This window comes from Chitinophaga sp. 01L420 (genome assembly GCF_056399985.1).
In genome coordinates this window covers 65,495-83,333 of record NZ_JBFTSK010000026.1, presented here as the reverse complement: position 1 = coordinate 83,333, position 17,839 = coordinate 65,495, and the positions used below count along the sequence as shown (strand labels likewise).

Annotated in this window: 11 protein-coding genes; 6 read left to right on the top strand and 5 right to left on the bottom strand. The window is 46.1% G+C overall.

The annotated features are described in order from the left end of the window. Window positions 1-6: 6 nt before the first annotated feature. From AC1DP6_RS22935 to AC1DP6_RS22915, 5 genes are all read right to left on the bottom strand, one after another. Entirely contained in the window at window positions 7-3,336 is a 3,330-nt protein-coding gene (locus AC1DP6_RS22935) for a TonB-dependent receptor (RefSeq protein WP_477056915.1), read from the bottom strand. A 311-nt stretch (window positions 3,337-3,647) separates the two neighbouring features. Beyond that, a complete protein-coding gene (locus tag AC1DP6_RS22930) occupies window positions 3,648-4,814 on the bottom strand; it encodes a FecR family protein (protein WP_477056914.1) in 1,167 nt (388 codons plus the stop codon). 95 nt (window positions 4,815-4,909) lie between these two features. Next, window positions 4,910-5,512, bottom strand: a complete 603-nt coding sequence (locus AC1DP6_RS22925; RefSeq protein WP_477056913.1) for an RNA polymerase sigma factor — start codon at window positions 5,510-5,512, stop codon at window positions 4,910-4,912. A 134-nt stretch (window positions 5,513-5,646) separates the two neighbouring features. Then, the gene (locus tag AC1DP6_RS22920) at window positions 5,647-6,084 is read right to left on the bottom strand and encodes a hypothetical protein (RefSeq protein ID WP_477056912.1); all 438 of its coding nucleotides are present in this window, start codon (window positions 6,082-6,084) and stop codon (window positions 5,647-5,649) included. 258 nt (window positions 6,085-6,342) lie between these two features. Beyond that, the gene (locus AC1DP6_RS22915) at window positions 6,343-7,116 is read right to left on the bottom strand and encodes a 3-keto-disaccharide hydrolase (protein WP_441571991.1); all 774 of its coding nucleotides are present in this window, start codon (window positions 7,114-7,116) and stop codon (window positions 6,343-6,345) included. A gap of 186 nt (window positions 7,117-7,302) precedes the next feature. Here AC1DP6_RS22915 and AC1DP6_RS22910 point away from each other — a divergent pair, with 186 nt between their 5' ends. From AC1DP6_RS22910 to AC1DP6_RS22885, 6 genes are all read left to right on the top strand, one after another. Further along, the gene (locus AC1DP6_RS22910) at window positions 7,303-8,880 is read left to right on the top strand and encodes a tetratricopeptide repeat protein (protein ID WP_477056911.1); all 1,578 of its coding nucleotides are present in this window, start codon (window positions 7,303-7,305) and stop codon (window positions 8,878-8,880) included. 237 nt (window positions 8,881-9,117) lie between these two features. Further along, window positions 9,118-11,877, top strand: coding sequence for a TonB-dependent receptor (locus tag AC1DP6_RS22905; protein ID WP_477056910.1), 2,760 nt, complete (start codon window positions 9,118-9,120; stop codon window positions 11,875-11,877). Between the two features lie 23 nt (window positions 11,878-11,900). Continuing rightward, complete coding sequence (locus AC1DP6_RS22900) at window positions 11,901-13,166, top strand: hypothetical protein (RefSeq protein ID WP_477056909.1); 1,266 nt, start codon at window positions 11,901-11,903, stop codon at window positions 13,164-13,166. A 17-nt stretch (window positions 13,167-13,183) separates the two neighbouring features. After that, window positions 13,184-14,302 (top strand): phytase, encoded by a 1,119-nt coding sequence (locus AC1DP6_RS22895; protein ID WP_477056908.1) that lies wholly within the window; start codon window positions 13,184-13,186, stop codon window positions 14,300-14,302. Between the two features lie 10 nt (window positions 14,303-14,312). Beyond that, window positions 14,313-15,881: a purple acid phosphatase family protein gene (locus tag AC1DP6_RS22890; RefSeq protein ID WP_477056907.1), complete on the top strand. Its 1,569-nt coding sequence runs from the start codon at window positions 14,313-14,315 to the stop codon at window positions 15,879-15,881. Beyond that, window positions 15,868-17,727, top strand: a complete 1,860-nt coding sequence (locus tag AC1DP6_RS22885) for a cytochrome-c peroxidase (RefSeq protein WP_477056906.1) — start codon at window positions 15,868-15,870, stop codon at window positions 17,725-17,727. Before AC1DP6_RS22890 ends, AC1DP6_RS22885 begins: the two co-directional genes overlap by 14 nt. The last annotated feature ends 112 nt before the right edge of the window (window positions 17,728-17,839 follow it).

The window sequence follows — 17,839 nt, the reverse complement described above, 5'->3', positions numbered from 1 at the left end:
GGAATTTTAGAATTTAACGGATGCGCCAAAAACATAACTGGTGGTAATAGGATAACCGAGTCCACCTTGTTCCGGATCCCATCCTTTGGGAAAATGATGCAGCGAAAACAGGTCGCTAACGCTGGCGTATAAACGAATACCCTGTATATGCATTTTTTTCACCAGGTTGTTGGGCATCGTGTAGCCCACATTAATATTTTTCAACCGGAAGTAAGCGCCGCTAACAATCCAGAAGTCAGACATGGCATAGTTATTCCCGGCCGAAGTATTGGTGTAGCGGGGATACTGTGCTGCTTTATTTTGCTCGGGTGTATTATACTTACTCCAGGAATGGCCGTCCAGGATAGCCGGGAAAGTGCCATAATTTTCCCGCAGTGGCTGTACCATATCTGTGGTGAGTCTGGAATTTTGTTTGCCTACCCCCTGCATGGTCACACCCAGGTCCCAGTTTTTATATCCCATCTGAACAGATGCCCCATAGATGTACCTTGGCAATGAGCCGCCCAGCGGTACCCGGTCATATTCAGGAGAAACTTTTCCATCAGGTACACCATCAGGCCCACTGATATCACGGTAACGGATATCGCCGGGTTTTACGTTGGCGTTCAGGCGGGGTGATTTATCTACTTCTTCCTGGGTCTGGTAAATGCCATCAGATACATAGCCATACCACTCATTAAATTCAGTACCCTGTCTGATGATAGAATCTTTCAGAAACTGTGTACCGCCCAGGTTGCCCATTTTGGTGACAAAGTCAGAGAGGTTCAGAGACACACTGTAATTGAAGTCACCGATCCGGTCGTTCCAGCCCACCTGCATTTCCCAGCCTTTGGTGTACATGGTGCCGGTATTCTGGAAGGGGTTATCATAGCCGATGTAATCCGGTATTTCCAGTTCCAGCAAGATATCGCTGGTCGTTTTCCGATAGTAGTCACCGGTAAAACGTAAACGGTTTTGCAGGAAGTTTACATCTGCGCCGATATCCCAGGAACGGGTGGTTTCCCAGGAGATATCGCGGATAGCGTATTGCCACTGTGCAGCTGATTGTCCCGATACCACCGTGTTGCCTTTATAAAAAAGGGAATTATTTTCAAACTTCAGCAATGCCTGGTAAGGATAGTTACCGATCCTTTCATTGCCGAGAGAACCCAGTGAGGCCCTTACTTTCAGGAAAGACAACCAGGGCGCCGACTTTTTCAGGAAGCTTTCTTCTGATGCCACCCACCCTGCAGAGAAAGAAGGGAAGGCTCCCCAGCGATAACCGGACGCAAAACGGGAAGAGGCATCATAGCGGATATTTCCCTGCAACAGGTATTTATCTTTATAGCTATACATGACTCTGCCAAACCAGGAACGATATGCATTTTCAAAAGCCTTGCCGGTATTATCCCGGAACTCCAGTGGGCCGAGGTCCAGGTAAGGATAGTTATTCAGCTGGTATTGCCCTCTGGAGGCGCCAAGTAGCTCATCCGACGCTTTGTAAAACTCATAGCCTCCCATCAGGTTAATACTATGTTCTTTCAGTTGCTTGGTATAGTTCACCAGAAACTGAGTAGTATAACGGTAATTATCATTACGGCTTTCTTCCAGTTTGGTTTCTGTAGCGCCTTCAATATAACCGGAAATAGAGCCGGGGTTATTATATGCTGTGTAAGGAACTTTCTGCGTGAACTTTTTTCCTTTGTCAAAATTCAGGAAAGGGGCGATGATAGCTGAAACTTTCAGTCCTTCTATGGGCGTGAAATCAATACCAACTTTACCACCAAGCTGGTTGAACCAATCATGGTTAATACCACCGTATTTCGTTTGTGCATAGATGTTGGCCCCATCTTTACCTGCGCCAATGCGGCCATCAGACCACAGCGCTGCATAAATAGGCGGCACGATGCCCATTTTATACATCGGGTCCACAATAGGCTGCTGTACCATGGTGCGTTTGAAGTTAATATCTACGCTGGCAGCAAGATATTTGTTGATGGTGATATCGTTATTGATACGGGTGGTGATACGGCTATAAGTACGGTTATCATACAGGGCGCCGTTTTTATCATATACCAGCGATACCCTGGAACGCAGTGTTTTACCGGCACCGGCAATGCTGAGCATATGTGTTTCACGCGGGGCGCTATTATGCAGGATCAACGCTCTCCAGTCGGTATTGGGATACTGATCGGGATTTTGTGTATGCAGCTGTGCGTAGTTGTCTACAATATCTTTTGTATAGGTAGGATATTCATTAGCGTTATTACCGTTATCATTCCATCTCAGCTCATTGGTGAGTTGCATAAAGCGCACTGCATCTACATATTGCGGCAGTTTGGTAGGCTTCTCTATACCATATTCATAACTGTAGTTAAGATCCAGTTGTCCGTTCTTTGCGCGTTTGGTGGTTACCAGTATCACACCGGCGGCGGCACGGGAACCATAGATAGAAGCCGAGGCGGCATCTTTCAATACAGAAATATTATCGATGTCATTGGGATTAATAGAGTTGATATCATCTACCGGCACACCATCGAGAATCACCAATGGTGTTGCACCTGCCTCAGAAATAGTGGTAATACCACGCACCCGGATCTGTGCTACGGCGCCTGGTGCATTATTATTACGGGTTACCATTACGCCCGGCATGGCGCCTTGTAATGCCTGTGAAATCTGGGTGGTTTTACGGGAGGCTACGGCATCTCCTTTTACAGAAGAAACTGCGCCGGTAAGGTCGCTCTTTTTCACGGTACCATAGCCTATTACCACCAGTTCATCGAGGGCCGTATTAGCGGCTTTGCTCAGGCGAACATCCAGTTTATATTGTCCGTGTACAGTAAGTTCCTGTTTATCGAAACCAATATAGGAAAAGAGGATGATGGCGCCATCGTTGATACCTGAAATTTTATACTCTCCCATTTCATTGGTCACCGTAGCATTAGAGGTCCCTTTCTGCAATACGGTTACGCCAGGTAGCGGGGTACCGGTATCGTCTGTTACCCTACCTGTAAGCGTCATCTGTAAGGTGAGCAATTTCAGTATAGGCGGCAGTGTGACTGGCACCTGTTTTTTAATAGAGATGGTTTTGTCCACAATAGAAAAACTCAGCTCCTGCCCATGCAATGCTTTGGCCAGCAGTTCTTCCAATGGTACCTGCTGCATAGACAAAGTCACCGGGTGGCTGTTTTTAAGCAAAAGGTTATCATAGAATACCACGTATCCTGTTTGTTTTTTGATAGCGGCAAAAACCGTTTTAAGTGACACCTCTTTCCCTGAAAAACTCACTGTCTGAGAAAGGCCCGTAGCGCTTACATTGAGGAAGACGACGGTAAGAAACACAAACGTTAACTTCATAGCTAACAGCATTTTGGTTGAGCATAGCGTGCGATGCCCGGGAGCTTTTCTGCGGGCCCTGAAAATGGCGGCCCATGGGATAGAAACAGCTTTCCGGCTGCAAAGAGCGTTACAAGTAATTTGCATACATTTGCATTGTTTGGTTGAGTGAATAAGGAGTCTTTGCCGACTTATTTTGTTCATGCTATCCAGATGCCGCCGGAAATATTACCAGTATTTCCGGCTTTTATTTGCATAACAAGCAGATCCCGTAACCTTAGGGGTTTACGGAGTGGAATTCATTTTTACAATAGCAATTCAGAAACGTGGTTTTACTTCAATACCGTAATATTTTTTCCTTCGATCTTAAATTTGACATCATTTGCTTCCAGGATACTTAACACTTCCGACAAGGGCAATGAGCGCTGTATACCGCCACCAAAGCTCCTTTTAGGGATAGCTCCTTCGTAGTTCACTTTTACATCGTACCACTGTTCTATCTGTTTCATCACCGTGGGCATATCTGCATCTGTAAACTGGAAGAACCCGTTTTTCCAGGCAATAATTTCTTCTGTATCTATATTATTCATAACGGCTAATGCGCCGGCGTGTACCCTCGCCTGTTGTCCCGGCTTCAGCACAGCTCCCGTATTGCCGGTAGTTACCCTTACAGCACCATCCACCAGTGTAGTACTGATAGTGGCTTCTTCGGGGTAGGCATTGATATTAAATCGCGTACCCATGACCGTAACATCTGTGGCACCCGTTTCTACTTTAAATGGCATATTGGCGTTGGCAGCCACTTCAAAATATACTTCTCCCGTAATGGTTACTTTTCTTTCCTTGCCCGTAAAAGCTGCCGGATAATAAATGGAAGAGGCAGCGTTGAGCCACACCATGGTACCATCCGGTAATTTCAGGCGGTACTGTCCTCCCCGCGGCGTGGCCATCCTGTTGTACATCGTGGTACCGTTGCCGTTGCCTTCATAGGCCAGTTCTCCGTTGCTTTGTTTTACTATTTTAACATTGCCCTGTTGCGTGAGCAGGCCATTGCCGGCACTATCCAGCGTAATCACACTACCATCTGCCAGTGTGAGTGTAGCACGGTTGCCGCCAGGCGCCACTTCATTTTTATACCTCGTTTGTTTATCTGCGATCTCAGGCGACGTTGTAGTACTATGCCGCAGCGCCCACCAGCCGCCCGTTCCCAGCAATAATATGCTGGCAGCTGCCCACCAGCCGTAACGGATAATACGTGTTGGTGGCACTACCTTCTTCGCAGGCGCCGCACCAAACAGCGATGCCACGATGCGGTCCGACATCTCGTCCGGCATCCGCATCAATGGCACATGCGTTGCCCAGGCATCGCCCAGCACAGCGGCCAGCTGATCATCTGTTGCCTCTCCATCTATCCACGATGCCAGCTCCTGCCTTTCTGCGGCCGTGGTGGAATTGTCAAAATATCGTTCTACCAGGTAAGTAATTCTTGCTGACAGCATCTTGCTTATTTACGGTAATCAACATCGGCTTCACGGTATCTATCTTACTATAGACAAACGGGAAGACACCTATACCTAGTCCAGCGAAAAATTTTTTATTTTTGAAAAGAAGTGAGGATCACCAGCAGGCAGGAAGCGCCGGTGGCGGAGTGCAGATGTACGCCTAACTGCTCCCGGATGGTGCGCAGCGCCGCAATCATGTGGTTATTGACGGTAGAAGGAGATATGTTCAGGTGCCGGGCTATTTCATCATGCTTTAACCCTTGCTCCCGGCTAAGGGTGTAAACGAGCTTTTGTTTGGGAGGTAATTTATCCAGCGCCGTTTTCAACATTGCCTGTACCTCTCGTACATTTAAATGCTCTTCCGCATTGGCATGCACCACATTTCCCGCTCTATTGAGCTCAGACAGGATCAGCGTTTCCTTTGCCATACGCCGGAACGAATTCAATACCTGGTGCTGGGCCATCCGGTAAATGTAGCCGCCAAACTGTTCTATGTTGACGAGGCTTTCCCGGTCTTTCCACAATTTCAGAAACACGTCCTGGATCACATCTTCCGACATCTCCGGCGAATCTGTTAACCGCAGCAGGAAACTGTACAGCTTATGCTTATGCAGGTGAAAGAGGCGTGCAAACGACTCTTCATACCCTGCCGCAGCCTTTTGCAGCAATAATTGTTCATTGATTACCATCTCCATGAAACCGGATAAAGTGGAATAGTATTACATAACGTAGTCGTACTAAAAGTAAAGATTCAAATTGAATATTTGAAAATTAAAAAAAGAATAATTTATGGGAACGTTCCCTATTGCTGTAAAAATGGCGCGCCTTCCTAATCATAAATCGCTACATCATCGATATTAAAATCTTCATCTAACTGCACTTTTATCTGATTACCCGGATAATTTACTTCTGCAGTATAATCTAATGCAAAGCCTTCGGGAAATGCGAGGATTTTCACCAGCTTCAAATCATTTTCCAGGGCAGTGAAATCATCGGCTGTTGGCGTATAATCTGATTGTTCGTAAGCGCTTTCTGTTATCTCGCTGGCGATGGATGCTTCTATCTTTTGCAGATGATCGGGAGTAAGATGTGCGATGAGCCGTTGCAGTTCATTGATTAAATCATCGAAGTCAGTGGGGCTTTTGCTGTCTTCCTCCAGATCAATTTCAATAGGGAAGGATTGATGGAGAGATGGGGAGCGTATGGTTCCTTGCAGGAGGTTGTTGTCAATGGCGATGTTGTTGATGATGGCAGGAGGCTGTGGCATGGTGTTGCGAATTAATTAGTTTTATCTTTGAAGTAAGATAAGCGGAATACTAATTATTTTAAAGACATCGCAAGAAATTTATAGATGGGGGAATCAGGAAACAACCAGTATCAACAACAAACAAATCAAGAACATAATTGAACATAGAAGCGTACAAAAAGAAAAGAGCCATTATTTACTGCAGCGCTATCAAAATGTAAGAGGGCATCTCAAAATTACTTTTGAAATGCCCTCTTATCTTATAACTAAAAATATCGCTTACAACTCTCTCACCCAAATATTCCTGAAGCTCAGTGGCTCACTCTTATCACCATGTGCCTGCAGTTTAATTGGGCTGGCACCATGTGCCTGGCGATACGCTGCCTGGCCAATATACTGGGTAGGTCCTTTCAGTTCCACATCATTCTGCACCACTACACCGTTAAAGATCACTGTTACTTTAGCTGGTTTTACTACGGCGCCATCAGCACCAAATACCGGGGCATTCCAGATCACATCATACGTATTCCATTCACCTGGCTGCAGGGTAGGATTTGCCAGCGGAACAAACTGTTTGTAGATACTGCCTGCCTGTCCGTTGGTATATGTTTTATTTTTATAGGAGTCCAGTACCTGTAATTCGTAACCGGCATCACCTTTACCCAGGGAGGCAAGGAAAATACCACTGTTACCACGGCCTTGTCCGGTACCGGTGATATTGGATGGCACGCGCCATTCTATATGCAGCTGGTAATTGGTAAAGGTCTTTTTGGTTTCGATGTTACCTGATTTCTTGTTAACGGTGAGGATTCCTTTTCCTACCAACCATTCTGCCGGTTTCTCCCGGTCGTCGGCCATTACCCACTGATCCAGGTTGCTGCCGTCAAACAGTACCACGGCATCAGAAGGAGCAGCACCGGCTTTTTTCGCGGGAACTACTTCCGGTGGCACGGGGGTATACACCTCTGTATCTTCAGGCTTGGCTTTCTCCTGAGCATTTGCGGCACAAAATCCACCAGCTAAAAGCATGGTAAATAAGAATTTTCTTTTCATAATCTATATTTAACTGGAATTAATTTTCGGGTTCAATAAAGTAACCGGCGTCACAATAATATACAAAATCCGATAGGGACGCAAGCATTTTTATGTCAGCGGTTAACGGTTTGGTAACATACAGTTAATACTAAAAAACATTCTTTGCGGATTATTTATGCTTAATTATACCGTGTTACCATTAAAATGAAAGGGGTTTTTCAGTTTATCGTTCTATGCTTGTTTCTCTTTCCGGCTACTGTTACCGTTGCGCAGGACACCCTGCCCCTGCAGCTAGCCGCGGCGGGAAAGCTCAGCAACCAATCACCTGATGCAGCTTTCCTGGCATTACGTAAAATGTACGACCAGGCGGTCAATGCCCATGACGAAGTAGCTGCCGGCAAATGCCTGCAACAAATGGGTAGGATCTGCTTTACACTGGGCCACTACGCCAAATCACTGGAATATTATCAGCAGGCGGCCACCCTTTTTGCCACTACCCGCCGGAAAGCAGAAGAAGCAGCCACCATCAATGATATAGGGCTGCTGTATTATCGCAATATTAATAAGAAAGGGGCCAAAGCCCAATATGATAAAGCCCTGGCGCTGTACCGGGATATAAATGACAAGGCCGGTATGGCCGCCACCTACGGCTATATTGGTCATCACTACGAAAAACAACAACAGTACGACAGCGCGTTTTATTTCCAGCAACTGGCGCTGAGGCAATACCAGGGCATACATGACACCTTCGGCATGGCCGGGATCTATGAAAACCTGGGCACCATCCATGAAGACCTGGAGAAATACGATACCGCCCTGTACTACTTTCAAAACGCCTTACGGTTGTATGAACTCCACCATGAACGCGTGGCAGGTATAGAAATTATTAACAATATAGGCGATGTGCTGAGGAAAACGGGCGACTATAGACGCAGCATGCCCTTTTCAAAAGAAGCCCTGGCCATTGCACAACAAACCAACAATAAATACCAGGAAGCCGCCGCAGGTAAAGATATAGCCAAAACATTTAACCTGTTGGGCCGCAACGACAGCGCCTATTATTATATGGAGCAAAGCCGCAAATGCCTGGCGGAAATTTATTCTGAACAGAATAACCAGCAGATGAACTTCCTCCAGATCATTTATGATACCAACAAAAAGAATGATGAAATCATGCAGCTGGAAAACAGCCATCAGATGAACCGCATCATTTATACCGCGGTAGTCATCGTGGTCCTGCTTCTCATCCTTCTTTGCCTGCTCACCATTTCCCGGCAAAAGCTGAAGATCAGCCAGGCCCAGGCTGTATCAGAAAGAAATGCAGAACTCAATCGTGTGCAGAAAGACCAGCTGGAACTGAAAAGTAAACAGCTGGCTACCCATACCCTTGACGTTATTCAGCGCAACCAGTTCCTCGATGAACTGAGAAATACCCTCTCCCTCCTGGTACAGGAAGAAAAAAGAGACCAGAAAAAACAACTGCAGCAGCTGGTGCTGAAAATAAACCAGAACGTAAACCACGAAAAACAATGGAAAGAATTCACCGGCATCTTTGAACAGGTACACCAGGTGTTCTTCGATAAACTCAATGCGCTTTACAGCGATCTTACTACCAACGATATCAAATTACTTGCCCTCCATAAAATGAATATGGACTCAAAAGATATGGCCACTATCCTCGGTATTTCACCTGATAGTTTACGTGTAGCCAGGTATCGGTTACGGAAAAAATTAAACATCCCGGAGGGCGATACGCTCAACACTTTTGTGCAGGGACTCTGAGGCATAACATTCCGTTAATATGCCGGTAACATAATGGTAATGGCGGATCATGTTACAAATAAATAACTAATTATCAATTACTTATATCTCTTTCGTATACGCTGATTACGCTTTGTTTACGGGCTTGTTAACGCTGTATACATTTTGCTTACGGCACTTTCTTGTAATTTTTTTTAGAGCAGATCACATTTGCAATACCATTTGCCACGAACTCAAACGGTATCAAATTCATTAAAAATGAAAGCACTTTTAAACACGTTTTTATGTCTGCTGCTCAGCATCACTATCGCCAAAGCCGATGGTCTGAAAGGGCATGTTTACGATCAAAAAACAGGGGAACCGCTGGTAGGCGTTACCGTTATTCTGGAGCAAACCAAACTGGTGGCCCTCACCGGACTGGATGGTTCCTTCGAATTCAAAAAGGTAACACCCGGTAAATTTACCCTCGTCATTTCCCACCTTACCTACAAAACACTCACACAACAAGTAACTGTTGTGGAAAAAGACAATCCCTACATCAATGTGTACCTGAGTGAACGCAGTAGCAAAAGTCTCAGCGAGATAGTGGTATCTGCCAACAACAAAGCCTCCTCAGAAAAAACTGCCCGCAAACTGGAACAGAAATCCGTCCAGATAATGAATGTGGTATCCGGTGCAGCAATAGAAGTATCGCCCGATTTAACGGTAGCCAACGTCATTCAGCGCGTATCCGGCGTATCCATAGAGCGTAGCAGCAATGGAGACGGACAGTATGCCATTCTCCGTGGTATGGATAAAAGGTATAACTATACCCTCCTCAACGGGGTAAAAATACCCAGTCCGGATAATAAATACCGTTATGTACCCCTTGATCTTTTCCCATCTGAACTGTTAGAACGACTGGAAGTATACAAAACACTGACGCCTAACATGGAAGGCGATGCCATCGGTGGCGTAGTAAACATGGTCATGAAAGATGCGCCGAATAAGCTGTCGATCAATGCCAATGTTGCCACCGGCTACAGCCAGATGCTGCTCGACAAAGGATTTACTGCCTTCGATCATAGTGGCATCAACGGTAAATCGCCTTATGAAGTAAATGGCAAAAAATACAATGCCACACCTAAAGACTTTGCCACCGGTACCCTGAACTATCAACCTAAAAACTTTGCGCCTAACATAGTGGCCGGTTTATCAATAGGTCAGCGCTTCTTCAAGGATAAACTGGGTGTGATCCTGGCTGGTAGCTTCCAGAACAATTACCGCGGTACCACCAGTACCCTCTATAGCTCTGCGGCAGTGGAAACGGATAAAACCGAGGTGATTACCGGCATGCAGAATCGTCAATACAGCGAGCAACAAAAACGCAGTGGCCTCCATGGCAAAATAGATTATGCCTTTAATGACAATAATAAGCTGTCCCTGTATACATCTTACATGAACCTGCAAAGTTTCCAGACCCGTTCAGGTATCACTACCAACGTATCTAATGCAGATTTTGATCCTGCCGCCGGCAATGCACAGATCACCTACGAAGACCGTTCCAGGAAAATAAACCAGCGCATCTATACTTCTACCCTGCATGGCGAACATAAACTCATTCCGCATAAATTAAAGCTGCAGTGGTCTGCCGTTGTTTCATCTGCACAAAACGAAGTACCTGATAATACCACCATCAGTGTAAATGGTATACGCAAAAACTTTGTGGAAACACGTACCACGATAGATGATGGCGCCCGTCGGTGGGAACGTAATACAGACAATGATATCGCCGGTTATGCAGATCTGACCTATACCGCCAGCATTGCCGGTACCAAGGTAGATTTCTCCGCAGGAGGACTGTATCGCGATAAACAAAGAAGCAGTTTCGTGAATAACTACGTGTTCAAACCGCTCCATGTAGGCGATGTATATGGTAAAGATTTCAACAGCTATACCGACATTCAATGGGAATTACAAAACCCAACCGGTGCAGTGGATAATGCCCTGACCTATGATGCAAGCGAAAAAACGTCTGCCGGATACGGCATGTTCAAATTCAAGGTAGCTTCCATGGAAATCACGGGTGGCGCAAGGGTGGAACATACCGATCAGGGATATCATATGCTTTTCTCCAAAGGAGAGAGCCGTCCAACAGGCAACCAGGTATATACCGATGTATTACCCAGCCTGACACTGAAATATGAACTCACCTCCCACCAGAACCTCCATGCTTCCTACTTCCGTTCCCTCAACCGTCCGGGCTTCTTTGAGTTGGTGCCTGGTCCTATCGTACATGAAGAATATAAAGAAATAGGTAACCCGGATCTGAAACGTGCCCTGGCCGATAATTTCGATCTTCGCTATGAATTATTTCCGAACCATACCGATCAGTTACTCTTAGGTGTATTCTATAAAAAAATTAAGGATCCTATTGAAAACACCATTATCCCCGGTGGTATTCGTGGACAGGATCAGTTCTACATGCCCGGCAACTTTGGTACAGCGCATAATTACGGACTGGAAATAGATTACATCAAATTCTTCCACAACGTAGGCTTCAAGGCGAATTATACTTATACCAACTCTGCTATCACTACCTCAAAAAGCTACCGGTTCAGAGATGATAAGGGCGACATCCATACCGCATCCACTCAGCAAACAAGACCCTTATACGGCCAGTCAGCGCACATTGGGAACCTCTCCCTGCTGTATAAAGACACGCAACATGGATGGGACGCACAGCTGGCTGGTTCCTATACCAGCCCACGTATCACCGTAGTATCGCAATTCCTGGATAATGATTACTGGCAGAAAGGATTTGTCCAGATGGATATTTCTGTGGAAAAAAGATTCCACAACAACTTCAGCATTTTCGCCAAAGCAGGCAATCTCCTGAATACACCAACTGAATTATTTATCAAAGGTACCAACGATAAAAATGCCACCATTCCTGGTCAGGGAAAATCCAACGAAACACTGCTCAGAAGAGATTATTACAAACAAACTTACCTGCTCGGTGTACGTTACAAATTATAAACGAAGCTAAAATATTCATCGTCATGAAATATAAAAATATTTTCTTTTACATCGCTTTCATCACTACCGTCATCACCGGTTGTAAAAAAGCGAATATAGCCGTAGACCTTACAGAAAATAACACTGGTGGTAGCGGTATTCATGGAGAAGTATTTGGTATCTGGTCTAAAGGAAGCACACAGCGGATTACCGGCGATATCATTATACCAGAGGGTAAAACACTGGTAATAGAAGAAGGGGTAATCGTGATCATGGATACCCTCACCAAACCGGAAATAATTGTAAAAGGTAACTTCTACTCCATGGGAACACCGGAAAACCCGGTGAAATTTACCATCGAAGAAAACCTTCGCAACGACAGCCGCAAATTTGGCAAACAATGGGGTGGAATTCTTGCTACGCCTACCTCCGCAGAACTCCTGCTGGATAATACAATCCTGGAATACGGTGGCGCCACTACCACCGAATCCTCCACTTCCGTGAAAATGGGCCTTTATAAAGCGACCAGCGGCGAAAATCTTCCTGCTTTATGGTATAGCAATGTAAATGGTAAACTGGTGGTGACCAACTGCATTTTCAGGAACTTTAACGAAGACTGCACCTACATTGAAGGCGGCAAAATTATCTTCTCCAATAATTCATTTTATAGCACCGGCATCACCGGCGGAGAAGGCATCAATATTAAATCCGGTTGTATCGCAGATGTGGCTTACAACCTGTTTTACGCCACCAACACCAATGCCCTGAAGCTCTCTAACTCCGGCGACCGTACACCGCAGGCGCACGTCATTGCCTATAACAACACCATCCTCAACACCGGGTGGAGAAGACCAACCGTAAAAGGTGGTTCTATCTGGGTGGAAGCAACCGTATTCGCTGAGTTGCATAATAACCTGTTTGCCAACGCACGTTTCGGTATTAAAAGAGATACCAAAAAACCGGAAGATGCACGCTCTGTCATCAGCCAGAACCTTTATTATGGATTTGACCAGGCTACAGTAGATCAGTTCCAGCCTTCAAAAGATGTAATAGCTGGTAAGAACGATATCATCGGCACCAAAGCAGGTGACAACGATCCCAAATTCGTAAATTACCCACTGAACACAGCAATGAATAATCCGGATTTTAACAAAAGCTGGGACTTTCACGTGCAGGCAGGATCACCCGCCATCGGCGCAGGTACAACTGCATTCGTACGCAACTTTGCTGCCGGCCTGGTGATGAATGGTTATACCTATTCTTCACCCGCCCCATCTTCTACCATCGGCGCCTATGGCACCAAAAACTAAACAGCGAACTAACACACATGACTAAACGCAATATATTATTACTCACAGCAGTCCCCGGACTGCTGTGTTTTCTTGCTTGTGCAAGACCAGCTGCCAAAGCAAACAGCAACGGGAACAGCAACGCCAACGCATCAACGAATACAGCATACGCAGATACAACTAACGCTATTCAACCCGCCATCGTTACCGAACACGTACAGTTCGACTCCGACGATCCGGCCATATGGGTAAATCCTGCCAATCCCGCACAGAGCCTGGTAATCGGGACGGATAAATCAGCAGATGGTGCCCTCTACGTATTTGATCTGCAGGGTAAAATTAAGCAGGTAGTACATGGCCTGCAACGTCCCAACAATGTAGACATCGCCTATGGCCTGCTGCTGAATGGAAAACGTGTAGACTACGCCGTTACCACCGAACGCATCACCCATAAACTCCGCTTCTTTTCACTGCCCGATATGCAACCCATCGATGACGGCGGCATCCCGGTATTTGAAGGGGAAACAGAAAAACAATACCGCGACTTAATGGGCATCGCCGTATACACCAATAAAAGCGGTCAGCAATATGCCATCGTAGGACGCAAAACCGGCCCGCAGGATGGTAACTATTTATGGCAATACCTGCTCTCCGACAACGGCGCCGGAAAAGTAAAAGCTACACTGGTACGCAAGTTTGGCCACTACAGCGGCAAAAAAGAAATAGAATCTATTGCGGTAGATAACGAAGCAGGATACATCTATTATTCAGATGAACAATACGGTGTAAGACAATACTATGCAGCACCGGAAAAAGGAAATGAAGAACTGTCCCTTTTCGGTACTACCGGATTTACAGAAGACCATGAAGGCATTTCTATCTATAAAACATCTTCCAAAAAAGGTTACCTGCTGGTATCTGACCAAGGAGCCAATAAATTCCATATCTTCAGCCGAGAAGGCACCAAACATACCCTTCTTAAAGTGGTAAAAGTAAGTGCCGGTCACAGTGACGGCTCAGATGTAGTGAACATCCCGCTGAATGATACCTTCCGGCATGGTTTATTTGTAGTGATGAGTGATGACAGGACTTTCCATTATTACCGATGGGAAGATATTGCCGGTAAACAACTGGAATTCGCGCCAACAAAAAAATAATGCCCGCTATATGAAATCGATCGTCCTTGCTTCCATGCTACTATTGTCCGGCTATACCATGACACAGGCACAGGAAGCACCTGTTAAAAAAGTAACGTTTACGCCTCAACTACTTCGTGGCCCCTATTTACAGGCAGCCAGCAGTGAAGGCATATTAATCCGGTGGCGCACCGATGCCTCTTCCAGAAGTCGTGTTAAATATGGCACCTCGCCGGATAAGCTGGATCAGCAAGCAGACGATGCCAACCTGGTAACAGAGCATAAAGTACGGTTAACACACCTGCAACCCAACACCCGCTACTATTATTCCATTGGTGGCTACAAAGACCCGTTGCAGGGCGATGCCAACAACTACTTCGTGACCCTGCCCGCAACCGGTAGCACAGAACTGTACCGCATTGCCGCCCTCGGCGACTGCGGCGACAACTCCGTGAACCAGCGACAGGTGAAAGAACAACTGGTAAAGTACCTCGGCAACAACTACCTCAACGCATGGATATTACTGGGAGATAACGCTTACCCCGATGGCACTGACGCGGAATACCAAAGCAAATTCTTTAACGTATACAAAGATGATTTGCTGAAAAAATATCCACTGTTCCCTGCCCCCGGCAATCATGATTATCATGATACCGACCTCTCAGAAAGACAGGCACAGCTCACTCACCAGACCACTTATTACCAGAACTTCTCCATGCCTTCTGAAGGAGAATCCGGTGGCGTGCCTTCTCATACCTCTTCTTTCTATTCCTTCGACCTGGGCAACATCCACTTCCTGTCGCTCGATAGCTATGGCAAAGAAGACAGCGCCTACCGCCTGTACGACACCACCGGCCCACAGGTGACCTGGATCAAGAAAGATCTCGCCGCCAATAAAAATAAAGGCTGGGTGATTGCTTTCTGGCACCATCCTCCATATACCATGGGCTCGCATAACTCTGACGAGGAAGATGAACTGGTACATATCCGGGAAAACTTTATACAGGTGCTGGAACGTAATGGCGTAGACCTGGTGCTGAACGGACATAGCCACGACTACGAAAGATCCCGCATGATCAAAGGACATTATGGATTGGCCAACACTTTTGATCCGGCCAAACATAACGTCAGCAACTCTTCCGGACGATATGACGGTGGTAACAATGCAGCACCTTATATCAAAGACAGTATCCGCAACACCGGTACCGTATACGTGGTGAGTGGTTCTGCCGGAAAACTCGGCGGCAAACAAACCACCTTTCCACATAAGGCCATGTACTTTTCAGATGCAGACCATGGCGGCGCCAGCATGCTGGAAATCCAGGACAACCGCCTCGACCTGAAATGGATCTGCTCCGATGGTACTATCCGCGATCAGTTTACCATGATGAAAAATGTAAACCGCCAAACGGATATCCGCATTAAAAAAGGACAAACAGTTACCTTAACGGCATCTTTTATTGGTGCCTATAAATGGAACAATCGTACAGATACCGGCAGAAGTATAAAGGTGACGCCTACTGCGGCTATTACCAAATACACGGTTACAGATGCGTTCAATAATGTAAAAGATACTTTCACCGTACATGTATCAAAATAAAATCAACTGGATCATCTGGCCACTGTTTGTGCTCACCGCTGTTTTCAGCGCCTGGGGATTTAAACAGACAACAGATGACAACGGTGTTTTAAATACTGTCAACGTTTTCAGGGAAGGCGCCGCCGGTTTTGCGGCGGCCTCCCTGGAAATGGAACAGGCCATGCATCACCTGGATGCTGCCCAGCCGCACAGTGTTACCCAGGCCAGAGATGCACTTAGAAAATGCCGGCTGCAATACAAACGAATAGAATTCTTTCTCGACTACTTCTTCTTCAGCTCCTCCCTCGTATATAATCGCCCTGCCAAAACAGAAATTGACGAACCTTACATGGAATACCAGGCCCCTGCCGGATTACAGCAGATGGCAGTATTACTGTATGATAAAGATCCCGTTTCCCATAAAAAAGCATTACTGGAAGAAGCTGCAGTAATCAGTGCTTCCGCCACAGATCTGCCAGCACTTCTATACCAGTTTCATACCACCGACAAAGCGATTATGGAGAGCATCCGTATCGAACTGGTGCGGCTATACGCAAATGGTATCACCGGCTATGATGCACCGGAGTTAAAAAGCGGCATCGCAGAAACGTGTCAGTCCTTGCAAACGATCCAATCAGTGCTACAGCCCTGGATAGGTACTTCTTCTCCCGAAAATATACCGGTAAAAAACTACCTTGCCCAGTGCATACAATACCTGCAGCTACATCCTGATTTTGATACGTTTAACAGGCTGGAATTTCTGTCCGCATATGCACTGCCCCTGCAGGAGCAGCTGAGCAAACTGATTATTGCATTGCAACTGGATCAGCATACGCGCAGCGCCCTGAACTACAACGCTAAAAACCTGTTCAGTAAAGATGCTTTAAATCCGGCGGCCTTTCCCGATAGCAACCCGGCTACTGCTGCAATGAAAGCATTGGGGCAGCAACTATTTTTTGAAAAAGCATTATCCGGAAATAATACCCGCAGTTGTGCCACCTGCCATCAACCGGAAAAATATTTCAGCGATGGACTAAAAACCAGCATCACTTTTGACGGCAAAAGCAACGTTCGTAGAAATGCCCCCAGTCTGTACTACGCAGGATTCCAGTATGCACAGTTCTGGGATGGCAGAGCCGGTAGTTTATCCAAACAGATTACGCAGGTGATTAGTAATCCGGAGGAGATGAATGGCATACATGCAGTGGTGATCAGCCGGCTCAGAGATAGTGTTCGTTACCGGCAGGCGTTTCATACCGCCTTTCCGGAGCCCTCACTTACACTGTCACCCGATACCACCACTATTACCATGCAGCATCTCTCCACAGCCATTGCGGCTTACCTCTATGCGCTCGCTCCCATGAGCAGTGCTATGGATGATTACTTCGCAGGAAATAAACAGGCGATGACACCTGCACAAATCAATGGTTTCAATCTATTTATGGGCAAGGCGCAATGTGCTACCTGCCATTTCGCGCCACTGTTCAACGGACTTACACCACCGTTTTACCAATTCACTGAATTTGAAAACTTAGGTATGCCTGCCAATGATGACCTGTTGCATCCACAAGCCGACAAAGACGCCGGCAGGTTTGAATTTTTCCCAATCGATTTTTATAAGCGCGCCTTTAAAACACCAACAGTTCGTAATAGCGCTATGACTGCTCCTTATATGCACAATGGTGCATTTAAAGACCTGGAAAAAGTAATGGAATTTTATAACGCCGGTGGCGGCAATGGCCTTGGGATGGAAGATCCTTATCAGACTTTATCTCCTGCCAAACTGGGATTAACTCCTGCGGAAATACAGGATGTTATTGCTTTCCTGCATGCACTGACCGACCGCCCCGTTATCGTACATGATTAACGCCTGACGCCGTAATTATCCCCCAAAATCAATTCTTTGATTTTTACAAGTCGTTCTTCTACTTTCACAATTTTTGGTGAATCATACCTGCTTACCTTTGATCCATCAAAAT